A 13,326-nucleotide genomic window follows, 5' to 3' on the forward strand; every position below is an offset into this window, starting at 1 on the left:
CAGGGTTATTTTCCATGTTGACAGAAATAATCGATCGGTCCTCTGAGGCGCCGCGATCGGACCTGTCGGAGGCCGTCCGGTGTCATGAAAGATTAATTCAGTCATTGACAGAATTATCGAACTGTTCGTACCTTGGCGCTCATGAGCCACCACATCGTGCTGAGCGTTCCCGCTGCCGAACTGGGCGCGTTCTTCCCGCAGCCGACCCGGGCAGCGCTCGAAGGGCTGGGCCCGGTCGCTGTGTGGGATCCGGGTCGGTTGCAGGACCGGGTGAGCCTGGGCACCGCTCTGGCTGACGCCGAGGTCCTGATCACCGGCTGGGGATTCCCCCGGCTGGATCGTCAGGTCCTGGCGCTGGCGCCGCGTCTCGGATTCGTCATGCACTCCGCGGCCTCGGTGCGCTGGCTCGTCGGCGACGCGTTCTGGGACGCAGGCATCCCGATCTCACAGGCCGGTGCCGCGATGGCGCCGGCCGTCGCCGAACTGTCGCTGACGCTCACGCTGGCCTTGCTCCGGCGCACCCATCGCGTCGACCATGCGCTACGGTCCGGCGTCGACTGGCACACGGCTCGGCAGATCGAGCGCGCCCGGGAGCTTGCCGGTGCGGGGATCGGCGTCATCGGGGCGTCGCGGACCGGTCGGGCCTACATCGCGGCGTGTCAGGCGCTCGGTGCGGACGTTCGGGTCTACGACCCGTACCTGCCGCCGGACGACGGCCTCACGCGGCTCGGTACCGGACTGGGAGAGCTGCTCGCCGGCAGCGAGGTCATCGCGATTCATGCACCCGCGACTGCCGAGACCAACGGGCTGATCGGCGCCGGCGAACTCGCGCTGATCCGGGACGGCGGGCTCTTCGTGAATACGGCACGCTCGGCGATCGTCGACCAGGAGGCGCTGTACGCCGAGGCCGCCTCCGGACGGATCGACGTGGCCCTCGACGTGTTCGACACCGAACCGCTGCAGATCGCCGACCGCTGGCGGTCGTTGCCGAACGTTCTGCTGACTCCGCATCTCGCGGGCGCGACGACACAGTCCCGGGCCCGGGCCGGGTGGATCGTCGTCGACGAGATCAGCCGCTTCCTGGGCGGCGATGCGCTCGAGCACGCGGTGACGCGCCACGACCTCACTCGGATGGGCTGATCTGCAATGGCGAAGAACATCCTGCTGCTGCACTGTCACGACCTCGGCCGGTTCCTCGGTACGTACGGCGTACCGACGGTCCGCACGCCGCACCTGGACGCCCTCGCGGCTGGTTCCGCGGTCTTCGAGGAAGCGTTCGCGGCCGCTCCGACGTGTAGCCCCGCGCGGGCCTCGCTGTTCACGGGGACCTATCCGCAGACGCACGGTGTGCTCGGGCTGACGCACGAGCCGTTCAGCTGGGACCTGCGCGATCCGGCCGCACACCTGGCCCACCGGCTCCGTGCGGCCGGGTACCGCACCGAGTTGGTCGGAGTGCACCACGAGTCGCGGGTCCTTGCCGACGGCATCGTTGCGGAGCGGCTCGGGTTCGATCGGGTCCGCACCGGCGGCGATCGCGATGTCGTCGTCCAGCGAACGCTTGCCGCGCTCGACGACGCGGCTGCGGAGGACAGGCCGTTCTACCTCCAGGTCGGTTTCCACGAACCACACCGGACGCCGTCCGCGCGGGATCGGCCCGGAGTGATGGGGTTCCTCGGCGATGCGGTCCGGCCGGACGACTCGCTGGGTCACACGGTCCCGCCGTACCTGTCCGACGATGCCGGCGCCCGCGAGGAGATCGCCGAGCTGCAAGGGGCGGTGCGGCACGTGGACGAGGGAGTCGGACAGATCCTCTCGCATCTCCGGAAGCTCGGGATGGACGACGAGACGATCGTCGTGTTCACCACCGACCACGGGGTGGCGCTGCCGCGAGCGAAGTGCACGCTGTACGACCCGGGCCTCGGCGTGGCGCTCATGATCCGGGTGCCGGATCGCCCGGCCTGGCAGGGGAGCCGGATCCCGGGGATGGTCAGCCATCTGGATGTTCTGCCGACCTTGTGCGAGCTGACCGGACACGCCCGGCCCGACGCCGTCGAGGGCGTCAGCCTGACCGGACTGGTCGAACGCGGCACGCCGGCGCGTGAATATTGCTTCGGGCAACAGAACTACCACACGTACCACGATCCGAAGCGGTCCGTGCGGACGGCGACCCACAAGCTGGTCGTGAACTTCGGCAACAACCCGAGAGTGATGGATCCGACCCAGTCGTGGACGCACCGCAGTCGTCCGGTGGACCTCGTGGACCCGACCATCGGCAGCAGTCGCGCCTTCGAGTTGTACGACCTGTCGGCTGATCCTGACGAATTGCACGATCGCGCCGACGACCCGGCGTACGCGGGGGTGTTCGCGCGGCTCGCAACCGCTTTGCTGCGCTGGATGTGCCGGACGGGCGACCCGCTCTGGATCGCGGAACCACCGCAGCGCCGGCACCAACTCGTACTGCAGGCACTCGAACGGGCTGGCCGCGGAGCATCGCCGGATCCGATCGAGTTGCCGGACCGACAGAGAAGAGAGACAGCATGAACCTCCGACTCAGGTGCGCCGCCGTACTGACCGCCGTCGCGCTCGCTCTGACGGCCTGCTCGGGTGCGCCGGAGCAGGGCGGCAAGGCAAAGGTGACCTTGTGGATGTACCCGGTCGTCAAGGACGAAGCGGCAAGCAAGAAATTCTGGCAGCAGACCGGGCAGGCGTTCGAGAAGGCGCATCCGGACGTCGACCTGTCGATCGAGATGCAGACCTTCGACAAGCGTGACGCGCAGGTCTCGGCCGCCCTGGCCGCGGGTTCCGGGCCGGATATCGTCCTGGTCACTCCCGACCAGGTCGCGACCTATCAGAGCATCCACGGCCTGCTTCCGGTCGACGACGCGATCAAGCAGGCGCGCGCGGCGTTCTTCCCGGCGACGCTGACCGCGGCGACGTTCGACGGCAAGTTGTACGGTGTCCCGCTGTTCCAGAACGTGAACACGACCGCGTACAACACCAAGGTCTTCAAGGACGCTGGCCTGGCGTTGCCCAAGACCTGGGACGATGTTCTGGCTGCCGCCCCGGTGCTCGCGAAGAAGGGCATCGCGGTAACGGACTACGCGGGTTCCACCGAGCAGACGCTCAACCTGACCTTCTACCCGTTGCTGTGGCAGGCCGGAGGCCGGATCTTCAGCCCGGACGGCAAGGACATCGCCTTCGACTCCGAGCAGGGCGTCGCGGCACTCAAGTTCCTGGTCGACCTGAAGAAGCTCGGCGGACTCCCGGCGGACGCCGTGACAGCCGGACCGAAGGTCGAAGGCGAGCCGATTGCCGCGGGCAAGGTCGGCATGCGGATGTCGGCCTCGCTGGCAGATCTCAAGCAGCTTCGCGCGGCGCTCGGCAAGCAGGCCGTGACGTTGGGGGAGCCGCTCAAGGGCGCGGTCCAGGCGACATACGGAAATCCGGGCCTGCTCGCGCTCACGTCGATCAACAAGAAGCAGAACCGCCAGGCGGCGTACGACGTACTCGCGTTCCTCAGCTCCCCGCAGACGCAGCAGGGCCTGAACGGGCTCGCCGGCAACTTCCCGACCCGGACCGACGTTCCCGCACCGGGCAGTGGACCCGACTACGCCGCGATGGCTGAGGCTCTGAAGTCCGCGAATCCTGGTGAACCGTCGCCCGCGGCCCGCCAGGTGATGGCCGCGCTGGCGCCGAAGATCCAGGCGGCTCTGCGTGGTGACCTGACCCCGCAGCAGGCGCTTGACCAGGCGGCCAAGGAAGCCCGTGGCATCCTGCAGCGGTCCGCGCCGCGCTGATCAGACCTTCCCGAGTCGAGAGGCCTCACCATGTTCATGCACGCCCGGTCGCGGCCGGACCCCACCGCCGCGACCCAACGACGCCGTGAGGCGCTGTCCGGGTTCCTGTTCGTCCTGCCGACCCTGGTCATCTTCGCGCTGTTCAAGTTCCTGCCGATCGCGGGTGCCGGTGCGATGAGCCTGACCGACTACCGGCTGAACGGCGACGTGACGTTCCTCGGTGCGGACAACTACCGTCGCCTGTTCTCCGATCCGAACTTCTGGCAGAGCCTGCGGGTGACGGTCCTGTACGTCTGCCTGTTCGTGCCGATGATCCTGGTGGTCGCGCTGGCCGGGGCGGTGCTGCTTGACAAGGTGGTCCGGTACTCCGGGGTGTTTCGATCCCTGCTGTTCGTCCCGTACCTGTGCTCGTTCGTGATGGCCGGCATCGTCTGGTCCTGGATCTTCTCGTCCGACGGGCCACTGAACGCCGCGCTCTCGGGGGCCGGCTTCGGTCGCGTGCCGTTCGTGTCCGGGCCGCAGTTGCTCGTGCTCGCGGCGCTGGCCGTCGTGTCGGTGTGGAAGGGATTCGGCTACTCGATGCTGATCTTCCTGGCCGGTCTGAAGGCGCAGCCGGCAGAGGTCCACGAGTCGGCACGGATCGACGGGGCGTCCAGTTGGCGGGCGTTCTGGAACATCACGCTGCCGCTGCTCCGGCCTGTGACCCTGTTCGTCCTGGTGATCGAGACGATCGTTGGCTTCCAGGTGTTCGACACCATCTTCGTGATCACCGCCGGTGGCCCGAACCAGGCCAGCCACAGCCTCATCTATCTGCTGTACGACGAGGGGTTCAAGTTCCTCGACTTCGGGTACGCCGCGGCCGTCGGTGTGGTGCTGTTCTTCGTCGTCCTGGTGCTGTCGCTCGTACAGCAGCGTTTCGTGGAAGGAAGGGCGAATCGATGAGCCGCAGTCACCGGCAGCTCGCACCGATGCTCGTGCTCGGCACGATTTCCGTGCTGACGGTCGCGCCCTTGGTGGCGATGGTGGTCCTGGCGCTCTCTCCGGCCGACGCACCGACGATCCCGTACGCCGTCCCACGTGCGCTGACGTTCGACAACATCGCCCGGGTGTTTCAGGCCGGCGCCTTCGCACACTGGCTGCTGAACTCGCTGGTCTACTCGATCGTTTCGGTGCTGATCGTCCTGTTGACGGCGTCGATGGCAGCCTACGCATTGGCCCGGAAACGCTTTCCCGGCCGCACCGTGTTGCTCTGGGCAATCATCGCGACGCTGATGGTGCCGATGCAGGCGACGCTGATCCCGTTGTTCGTCATGGTGGCCCGGGTCGGCGGTGTGAACACGCTTTGGGGACTGATCCTGCCCACACTCGCGAACGCCCAGGCGGTGTTCCTGATCCGGCAGTTCGTCCGCGAACTCCCTCAGGAGTACTTCGATGCCGTTCGCATGGACGGCGCGGGGGAGTGGAGGACCTTCACGACCCTCGTCCTGCCGCTGGTCCGGCCGGTCCTCGCGACACTGGCGATCTTCGTCTTCCTCTGGCACTGGAACGATCTGCTCTGGCCGTTGGTCGTCGGGCAGTCGGACCAGGCCCGGACCCTCACCGTCGGATTGGCGACGCTGAACACTGAGACCGCGTCGACTGCAAATGTGATGGCCGCGACGCTCGTGAGCTTCGTACCGTGTCTGATCGTGTTCGCCGTCCTGCAACGCCAGATCATCGCCGGCATCACAGCGGGAGGAGTCAAGGGATGACGACGGTGCGTTTCGGCCTGATCGGCGTCGACTCGCCGCACGCGCCGGCCTTCACCCGTCTGTTCCAGGACGGTGTGGTCGCCGGCAGCGAGATCACCTGCGCTTGGCGGGGCGTCGCCTCGCCGGACTTCCCGCTCTCGCGCGACCGGATCGACGACCTGGCCGCAGAGGTCGCGGCACTCGGCGTCGAGTTCGTCGCGACACCGGAGGCGGTGGCCGAGCGGTGCGACGCCCTCCTGATCGTCGCATCCGACGGGCGGACCCATCCGGCGTACTTCGAGCGGCTGGTGCCGTTCGGCAAACCGACGTACGTCGACACGCGCTTCGCGCCGACGGTCCGGGAGGCGCGGCGGATGCTGGAGACGGCGCGCAGGCACGGTTGCCTCACCCTCGCCGGATCGCCCAAGCGGTTCGCCCGTTCCTTCCGAGCCGTGCTCGGCGGCGACATACAGCACATCGATCTGACAGGACCGTTGCCCACCCAGCCCGGACACCCGTTCCTTGCGTGGTACGGCGTACACCTGGTCGACCTCGCCGTTGCCGCGCTCGGTCCCGGATGCGCATCGGTCGATGCCACGGCGGACGTCATCACCTTGGCCTGGGCCGACGGCCGGACCGCCGCGCTGGCCGAAAATGCCGAGGTAGCCACTCACGGGACAGTGACACAGCAAGGCACGGCGAAGGACTTCCACATCGAACCAGCACCGGCGATGCTGTCCGGCCTGCTGGAATCACTCGTCAGCGCCTGCCGGACCGGCCGGCCGAACGTACCGGAATCCGAAATCCTCGACACCGTGGCGATCATCGATGCTGCCCACCGCAGCCGAACCGCAGGCAGGCCGGTCGAGGTTGCCCGCGGCCCAGTTCGATGAGTATCGCAGGCCCTTATCCGTCACGGGGTTGAGCTCTGTGGATCGTCGCTGTCGAAGCGGACAAGCGGCAGTGACGTGAAGCCGAGCGGTACCGCTCCGACGAGGCAGGTCGCGCCTCCGATGATCGCGCTGAGCTCAAGGCTGGTCGGTGACGCGATCGCCCCGGCGCGGAAGTCACTGAACGCGTCACCGGAGCTTCGCACCGAATCGTCGATGAGCTACTGACGCTGCTGGGCGACAACCTCAAGCCGCACTTGGCCGTGAAGCGCGCGATGCACAATTTGCTGCGTCTCACTGCCCGGGTTGACAGCGGCCAGCCCAAGTCGGTCTGCTCCGTCACTGCTCCGTGGGACGCTGACAAACGCCGATCAGCGCCAGGTGCTGATGAGCAGTAAAACTCCAGGTCAGAGACCAGATCGGCGAGTTCTCGCCCCCCGCGGCGCAGTCAGCATCAGCAAGATCCTCGACATCTTCGAAGGCACCCAACAAATCCAACAACTGATCGCCGCGCGTCGGCTGTTGGGGCAGGACCTCTGCTGAGCTGAAATAGCCCTCTTTGCAGGAGATCCACGCGACTACTGGTGTCCTCGGTCTCGATTTTCTTGATGTCCGACAGGTCCGCGCCTGAGAACCGGCACCGACGGGTCCGCCTCGAAAGGTGCGGTGCGAGGTCTTCAGTCGATGGCGTTACCGGCGTATCACGGCAAGTAGCACGGAACGCTCGTCGACGCTTAGGCCGGCGAGTTTTGCTGTCAGGGAGGGAGTAGAACGATGAGCCCAGGACGAGGAAGGCGTCGAGGCTGGGGCCTGGCGACGGTCGCCGCGGCAGCGGTGGCGATCACTGGGGCCGTGACACCGGTCGCGTCGAACGCGACCGGCACCACGCCGGCCGCCGACGCCAATCCGACGGCGTGTGCCAACCGGGTCAACAACACGCCGCAGAAGCTCGTCGAGTGCGTCACCAAGGCCGATCTGTGGGCCCACATGGTCAAGTTCCAGCAGATCGCGGACGCCAATCCGGGCGCGGACGGTCACCCGTCCCGCAACTCGGGGGAGCCCGGCTACAAGGCCTCGGCCGACTACGTGGCCGCCGTCATGAAGGCGGCGGGGTACAACGTGAGGTTGCAGGAATACAAGTTCCACTACTTCAGCTTCGTCGGGACCCCGATTCTGCGGGTGGCTGCGCCGACCCCGCACTCGTACGGGATCGGTACGGACTTCAACCCCGGGCAGGTCGCCGGATCGGCCACCGCGCACCTGCAGCCGGCCAAGGGCATCATCGTGCCCGCGACGCCCACGCCCAGCTCGGCCAGCGGCTGCACGGCCGCCGACTTCGCCGGTTTCGTACCGGGCAACATCGCGTTGATCCAGCGCGGCACCTGTACCTTCGCCCAGAAGGTCGCGAACGCCGAGGCCGCCGGCGCGTCCGCCGCGATCATTTTCAACGAGGGCAACCCCGGGCGTACGTCGCTGTTCTCGGGCAGCCTGGCCGGGACCGAGCACATCCCGGTGATCTTCACGTCGTACGACGTCGGCACCCAGTTGCTCGCGCAGTACGTCCCGGGTGCCGCACCGGTGCTGACCGTCGACGTCCGCGCGATCGACGACCCGAACCGCTCGGACTGGAACGTGATCGCGGACTCCAAGGGCGGTGACCCGAACAACGTCCTCGTCGTCGACGCGCACCTGGACGCCATCTACGGGGCCGGGATGCTCGACAACGCTTCGGGCTCGGCCACCATCCTCGACATCGCCCAGCAGCTGAAGAACACCAGCACCAGGAACAAGCTGCGGTTCATCTGGTTCGGCGGCGAGGAGCTCGGCCTGCTCGGCTCGCAGTACTACGTCGACAACCTGTCCGCCGGCGAGCTCGCCAAGATCAAGTTCGACCTCGACGCCGACGTCACGGCGACGCCGAACTACGTGGCCGGCGTCCTCGACCCGAAGGACGGCGTGATGCTGTTCGGCCGCGGCCCGGGTACGCCGATGCCGCCGAGCATCTGGGCGCCGTCCGCGATCGGGCGCGACTACGGGATCAGCTACCTGAACTCGATCGGGAAGAACCACATCCTGTTCTCGGCCGACGGTACGGACGCGTTCATGTTCCAGCAGGCCGGGATCCCGGCGAGTGGCGTGCTCACCGGTCAGGACTGCTGCAAGCTCGCGTCGGACGTCGCGCTGTTCGGCGGCTACGAGGGCAACTTCGAGGGCACCGTGCCGGGCGATGACGGGGGCTGCGTGGACAACCCGTTCCGCTGGTGCGACAACCTCAGCAACAACGACCCCGAGGTCCTGACCTGGATGTCGAAGACCTTCGCGAACATGGTCGGGCAGATGGCGTACGACACGCGGGTGTTCACCGCCGGCAAGCCAGGCACCGGGCACGCCAAGTTGGGTGGGCCGCCGCCGATCGCGGCGCCGAAGAACGCGGTCGCCGGCTGATCAGCTGCTCCGAGCGATCGACGGCAGTTCGGCGATCCTTGCGTACGACGGATCGCCGAACTGTCCGCCGGGCGATACCTAGCCCACGTCGCCGTACGCGTTGATTTCGGCGGTTTCCTGGGGGGTCAGCTCGCGGGGCACCTCGCCGTGGTCGAGTTTCGATCGCTGTACTCGGTGCCGGATGTCGTCGACGATCTCCGGGTTCGCGAGGGTGGACACGTCGCCGACGTCGGAGAAGTTGGAGATGCCGGCGATCACCCGGCGCATGATCTTCCCGGACCTCGTCTTCGGCATGTCGGACACGATCCAGACGTGCTTCGGCCGGGCGATCTTGCCGATCTCGCGGTCGATGGCCGCGGCCACCTTGCCCTCGATCTCCTCGCTGGGCTCGAGACCGGGCTTGAGGGCGACGTACATCTCCACCACCCGGCCCCGGTCCGCGTCGACCACCGGGACCGCGGCGGCCTCGGCGACCTCGTCGACGGTCAGGCAGGCGGACTCCAGCTCCTTCGTACCCAGCCGGTGCCCGGCGACGTTGATCACGTCGTCGACGCGGCCGAGGATCCGGAAGTACCCGTCGTCGGCCTGCACCGCGCCGTCGCCGGCGAAGTACGGCCAGTCGTGCCAGTCCTTGCTCTCCGGATTCCGGCAGTACTTGCGGTAGTAGGTGTCGACGAAACGTTCGGGCTGGCCCCAGATTCCCTGGAACACCCCCGGCCACGGATTCCGGATGCAGATGTTGCCGGCCCGCCCGGTGCCGGCCTCGACCGTGTTGCCCTCCTCGTCGTAGATCACCGGGAAGATCCCCAGCGCTCCCGGCCCGCAGCTACCCGGTTTCATTGGCTGCAGTGCCGGCAAGGTACTACCGAGGAAGCCGCCGGTCTCGGTCTGCCACCAGGTGTCCACGACCGCTGCCTCGCCCTTGCCGACGGTCTGGTGGTACCAGCGCCAGACCTCGGGCTCGATCGGCTCGCCGACCGTTGTCATGTGCTTGAAGTGATAGTCGTACTTCGCGGGTTCGTCCGGGCCGAGCTTGCGCAGCATGCGGATCGTGGTCGGCGCGGTGTGGAAGATGTTGACCTTCAGCCGCTCCGCGATCCGCCAGCAGCGCCCGGCATCCGGGTACGTCGGCGCGCCCTCGTACAGCACGCTCGTCGTACCGAGCGACAGCGGTCCGTACACGATGTACGAATGGCCGGTGATCCATCCGATGTCGGCGCAGCACCAATAGGTGTCCTCGGGGTGGATGTCCTGGTAGTACTTCGACGTACCGGCCACGTAGGACAAATAGCCACCGGTGGAGTGCTCGCAGCCTTTCGGCCTGCCGGTGGTGCCACTGGTGTACATCAGGAACAGTGGCGCCTCGGCCGGCATCGGCACGGGCGGCACCATCGTGCCGCGGTAATCGGCGAGGACGTCGTCGACGAAGACGTCCCGGCCGTCGACCATCGGCGTGTCCGAGCTGTACTTGCCGGGGTAGCGCCGGAAGACGAGCACCCGGTCGACCTGTTGGCCCAGGCGGGTCGCCTCGGCCACCGCCTCGTCGGCCTTGACCTTGTGGTCGATCAGCTGCCCGCCGCGGTGGTACGCGTCCATGGTCACCAGGATCCGGCTGCCGGAGTCGGCGATCCGTCCGCCGCACGCGGTGCCACTGAACCCGCCGAAGACCTCCGAATGGACCACGCCCAGCCGGGCGCAGGCCAGCATCGCGACCGGCAGCTCCGACACCATCGGCAGGTGGAACGTGACCCGGTCGCCGGGCTTCAGCCCGCAGTAGTCGCGCAGCAGCGCCGCGAACTCGTTGACCCGCTGGTAGAGCTCCTGGTACGTGACGACGTTCGTGGGCTCGTCCTCAGGCTCGGGAACCCAGATCAGCGCCGCCTTGTTCCGGTCGGCCGCCAGATGCCGGTCGACGCAGTTGTAACAGGCGTTCAGCCGGCCACCGACGAACCACTTCCAGAAGGGTGGATTGCTGGTGTCCAGAAGGGTGTGCCAATACGTGTCCCAGCTGAGCAACTCGGCGTACTCGGTAAAACACTCGGGAAAACGGTCCTCGCCGAAACGGTCGAGAATGGCCGGGTCGGAGGCGTTCGCCTGGCCGATGAATTTCGGCGACGGCGAGAAATACGCCTCCTCCCGCCAGTGCACTGCGATCTGTGCCTCGGAAAGGGGAACCTCGTTGTCGGTGGTCATGTGCCTCAACCTCCCGGAGGATGAGTGAAAACGGCGGAAGGGACCTCGGCGCGAACCCTCTCGCGCCGAAGCTCCCTTCGTGCACTCAGCGATGCGGTGCCGGCGACAACGGGAACACCGGCATCACGGTCCGCTTCCAGGTGAAGTTGGTGACCCCGGCGAACGATGCGTACCAGGCGACGACCGCGGTCACCAGACCGATCCAGCCGCCCACCTTCGTCATCGTCGGCTGGGTCCCGAGCGCCCCGATCGTCAGGAACAGGAACGTCAGCGTCAGGAACACGAAGACGGCCAGTACCGCGGCGTTCACCCGAGCCGCGGCCACTGTCATGTAGGCCGTGAAAATCGTCCAGGCCAGCAGGAACAGCCCGGTCGCCTTCAACACGTCCGGCCCGAGGCCGGGCGCGATGAACTTCACGTACGCGGCGAACGACAGCCAGAACGCGCCGAACGAGCTGAACGCCAGCGCGCCGAACGTGTTGCCCTTCCGGAACTCCCACATGCCGGCCAAGAGCTGGGCCAGCCCGCCGTAGAACAGGGCGAGCGGCAGCACCACGGCTTCCAGCGTCGTGTTGCTGATCAGGTTGGCGTTGAACACGCTGAGTACGAAGGTCGTCATCGCGAACCCAGCCAGGCCGAGCGGGGCCGGGTCAGCGATCAACGCACCTGCATCGACTTGCGCCGGGGCGGGGGCCGCGGCTTCGACAGCCGTCGTACCCTGCGCTTGAACTGCGGCACCTTTCTCCAAGTCTGCCATCACAACTCCTCATGCGGATAACCAGCTACGCGCGCCATCCATGAGTGACGTACTTTTCAGCGTAGTCCGATACCGCGAGAATTGACCCGTCCAGCAGAAGTGATCAAACAGGTGTGGAGCGTGCACAGCGCGTGCACCAGTTCGCGGGTGTCGGCGACTTCCCCGCGCAGTACCGGCAGTAATAGCGGCGCGCCCACCAAATGACCGTCAGTGCCGGTACGGCGGCGGTCAGTACCAGTCCGGTGACGAAACACCCGGGGATGGCGTACAGGTCGCCGAGGGTCACCAGGAGAACTCCGAGCATGACCGCGAAGGAGAGTGCGAGGACTGCGCTCAGGGATGCAGGCCCTCCGAGCTGCATCCGGGTGAGACGGTGATCCAGCCTCGGGTCCTCCGCCTTCAGCGCGCGTTCCAGCACGCCCAGTTTCTGCTGTTCGTCATCGCTCAGTTTCACTGCGTCTCCTTCGCTGCTCGGCTTGTCGAGCCCCTCCAGCTCGCTCGCCGACCAGGCAGAAGGACGAGCCACACGATGCCGCCACGTTAACGCCAGTTCCAACGACCAGGAACAGCCACAAGTGCCCTCATCGCCCTGTGGCTCAGCACACTTGTGGCAGGTGATTGCTAAAGTAGCAACGTGAAGCCCGCGCAGCCGAACCAGTCGCTGATCGACGGACTGGCCTGTCTGCAGGCGTTGGCGTCGCAGGCGAGACCAGTCGGTTCGCGGGAGCTGGGTCGGGAGCTCGGTCTGGAGCCGACGCGGGTGAACCGGCTGCTGAAGACGCTGGCGCATCTCGGGCTGGCGCAGCAGGACGATAAGCGGAAGTACTCGCCGGGGCCCGGGATCCATGTCCTGGCCGCGCAGAGTCTCCGGGCGTCCGGTCTGCTCACCGCTGCGTTGGGCCCGCTCGAGGCGTTGTTCGGGCTGGGGCACCAGGTCGCGATGGGTGTCCTGTGGCGGGACCAGGTCGCGTACTTGTACCACGCGACGCCCGGCTCGGATCCGCATGAGGGCATCGGCCGCGAGCCGTTGTTCCCGGCGCACCATTCAGGTCTCGGGCAGGCGCTGCTCGCCACTCGCACCGACGACGAGGTGCGGGAGTTGTACGCCGGCACTCGGCACGCGGAGGACGTCGTACTCGACGGGCCGGACGGTCTGCTGTCCGATCTTGCCTTGGTCCGGAAGCAGGGATACGCGCTGACGCGGACCGGGGAGACCGGATCGACCGGCTATCGCACGATCGGCCTGGTGCTGTCCGAGACCGCGGGAACGGCGATCGGTCTGGCCGGTTCGTTCGGCGACCGTTCGGTGCCGCGCCTGGTCAGCGCCCTCGAGGGAACCGCCGCGGTCATCACGGAGGCCGGCGACCGCCGCCTCCCCAGCTCTTCCTGACCCACCCGTCACGGCCGCCGCACCTCACCGGCGGCTGCTTCGGCCTGTCTGGCGCGACCTCTAGGCAGCTCCATTTTGTGGTGCTAACTTAGCACCACTCTGGTGCTATCAAAGCATCAAAACC

Annotated in this window: 12 protein-coding genes; 8 read left to right on the plus strand and 4 right to left on the minus strand. The window is 67.1% G+C overall.

Annotation, left to right across the window (positions count from 1 at the left end; genetic code table 11):
- Positions 1-141: 141 nt before the first annotated feature.
- Genes AC0662_RS01355 through AC0662_RS01380 form a run of 6 tightly spaced genes read left to right on the plus strand, consistent with a single transcriptional unit; the run spans position 142 to position 6,420 of the window.
- Entirely contained in the window at positions 142-1,140 is a 999-nt protein-coding gene (locus AC0662_RS01355) for a hydroxyacid dehydrogenase (RefSeq protein WP_452195842.1), read from the plus strand.
- A 6-nt stretch (positions 1,141-1,146) separates the two neighbouring features.
- Positions 1,147-2,541 (plus strand): sulfatase family protein, encoded by a 1,395-nt coding sequence (locus tag AC0662_RS01360; protein WP_452195843.1) that lies wholly within the window; start codon positions 1,147-1,149, stop codon positions 2,539-2,541.
- The gene (locus AC0662_RS01365; protein ID WP_478297719.1) at positions 2,538-3,797 is read left to right on the plus strand and encodes an extracellular solute-binding protein; all 1,260 of its coding nucleotides are present in this window, start codon (positions 2,538-2,540) and stop codon (positions 3,795-3,797) included. The genes AC0662_RS01360 and AC0662_RS01365 overlap by 4 nt, the downstream gene beginning before the upstream one ends.
- 30 nt (positions 3,798-3,827) lie before the next feature.
- On the plus strand, positions 3,828-4,739 hold the full coding sequence (locus tag AC0662_RS01370) for a carbohydrate ABC transporter permease (protein ID WP_452195845.1): 912 nt from the start codon (positions 3,828-3,830) through the stop codon (positions 4,737-4,739).
- A complete protein-coding gene (locus AC0662_RS01375) occupies positions 4,736-5,548 on the plus strand; it encodes a carbohydrate ABC transporter permease (RefSeq protein ID WP_452195846.1) in 813 nt (270 codons plus the stop codon). Before AC0662_RS01370 ends, AC0662_RS01375 begins: the two co-directional genes overlap by 4 nt.
- Positions 5,545-6,420, plus strand: a complete 876-nt coding sequence (locus AC0662_RS01380) for a Gfo/Idh/MocA family protein (protein ID WP_478297722.1) — start codon at positions 5,545-5,547, stop codon at positions 6,418-6,420. Before AC0662_RS01375 ends, AC0662_RS01380 begins: the two co-directional genes overlap by 4 nt.
- 20 nt (positions 6,421-6,440) lie before the next feature.
- Here AC0662_RS01380 and AC0662_RS01385 read toward each other — a convergent pair whose 3' ends face one another.
- Positions 6,441-6,623 carry a hypothetical protein gene (locus AC0662_RS01385; protein WP_452195848.1) on the minus strand — a complete coding sequence of 61 codons (183 nt, stop codon included), beginning with the start codon at positions 6,621-6,623 and terminating at the stop codon, positions 6,441-6,443.
- Between the two features lie 568 nt (positions 6,624-7,191).
- On the opposite strand from AC0662_RS01385, the gene AC0662_RS01390 reads away from it, so the two are divergent.
- Entirely contained in the window at positions 7,192-8,862 is a 1,671-nt protein-coding gene (locus AC0662_RS01390; protein ID WP_478297724.1) for a M28 family peptidase, read from the plus strand.
- 78 nt (positions 8,863-8,940) lie between these two features.
- On the opposite strand, the gene acs is transcribed toward AC0662_RS01390, so the two are convergent.
- The 3 genes from acs to AC0662_RS01405 all read right to left on the minus strand — a co-directional run bounded on the left by acs (position 8,941) and on the right by AC0662_RS01405 (position 12,266).
- Positions 8,941-11,055 carry an acetate--CoA ligase gene (gene acs / locus AC0662_RS01395; RefSeq protein WP_452195850.1) on the minus strand — a complete coding sequence of 705 codons (2,115 nt, stop codon included), beginning with the start codon at positions 11,053-11,055 and terminating at the stop codon, positions 8,941-8,943.
- A gap of 85 nt (positions 11,056-11,140) precedes the next feature.
- A complete protein-coding gene (locus AC0662_RS01400) occupies positions 11,141-11,812 on the minus strand; it encodes an acetate uptake transporter (protein WP_452195851.1) in 672 nt (223 codons plus the stop codon).
- A 103-nt stretch (positions 11,813-11,915) separates the two neighbouring features.
- Positions 11,916-12,266, minus strand: a complete 351-nt coding sequence (locus tag AC0662_RS01405; protein WP_478297726.1) for a DUF3040 domain-containing protein — start codon at positions 12,264-12,266, stop codon at positions 11,916-11,918.
- 180 nt (positions 12,267-12,446) lie between these two features.
- On the opposite strand from AC0662_RS01405, the gene AC0662_RS01410 reads away from it, so the two are divergent.
- The gene (locus AC0662_RS01410) at positions 12,447-13,202 is read left to right on the plus strand and encodes an IclR family transcriptional regulator (RefSeq protein ID WP_478297728.1); all 756 of its coding nucleotides are present in this window, start codon (positions 12,447-12,449) and stop codon (positions 13,200-13,202) included.
- Positions 13,203-13,326: the final 124 nt, after the last annotated feature.

The sequence above is a fragment of the Kribbella sp. NPDC043289 genome (assembly GCF_056436705.1).

Bases quoted from the DNA above. Each gene is read 5' to 3' on its own strand.
- AC0662_RS01355 (WP_452195842.1), top strand. From the start codon at position 142: ATGAGCCACCACATCGTGCTGAGCGTTCCCGCTGCCGAACTGGGCGCG.
- AC0662_RS01360 (WP_452195843.1), top strand. From the start codon at position 1,147: ATGGCGAAGAACATCCTGCTGCTGCACTGTCACGACCTCGGCCGGTTC.
- AC0662_RS01365 (WP_478297719.1), top strand. From the start codon at position 2,538: ATGAACCTCCGACTCAGGTGCGCCGCCGTACTGACCGCCGTCGCGCTC.
- AC0662_RS01370 (WP_452195845.1), top strand. From the start codon at position 3,828: ATGTTCATGCACGCCCGGTCGCGGCCGGACCCCACCGCCGCGACCCAA.
- AC0662_RS01375 (WP_452195846.1), top strand. From the start codon at position 4,736: ATGAGCCGCAGTCACCGGCAGCTCGCACCGATGCTCGTGCTCGGCACG.
- AC0662_RS01380 (WP_478297722.1), top strand. From the start codon at position 5,545: ATGACGACGGTGCGTTTCGGCCTGATCGGCGTCGACTCGCCGCACGCG.
- AC0662_RS01390 (WP_478297724.1), top strand. From the start codon at position 7,192: ATGAGCCCAGGACGAGGAAGGCGTCGAGGCTGGGGCCTGGCGACGGTC.
- acs (WP_452195850.1), bottom strand. From the start codon at position 11,055: ATGACCACCGACAACGAGGTTCCCCTTTCCGAGGCACAGATCGCAGTG.
- AC0662_RS01400 (WP_452195851.1), bottom strand. From the start codon at position 11,812: ATGGCAGACTTGGAGAAAGGTGCCGCAGTTCAAGCGCAGGGTACGACG.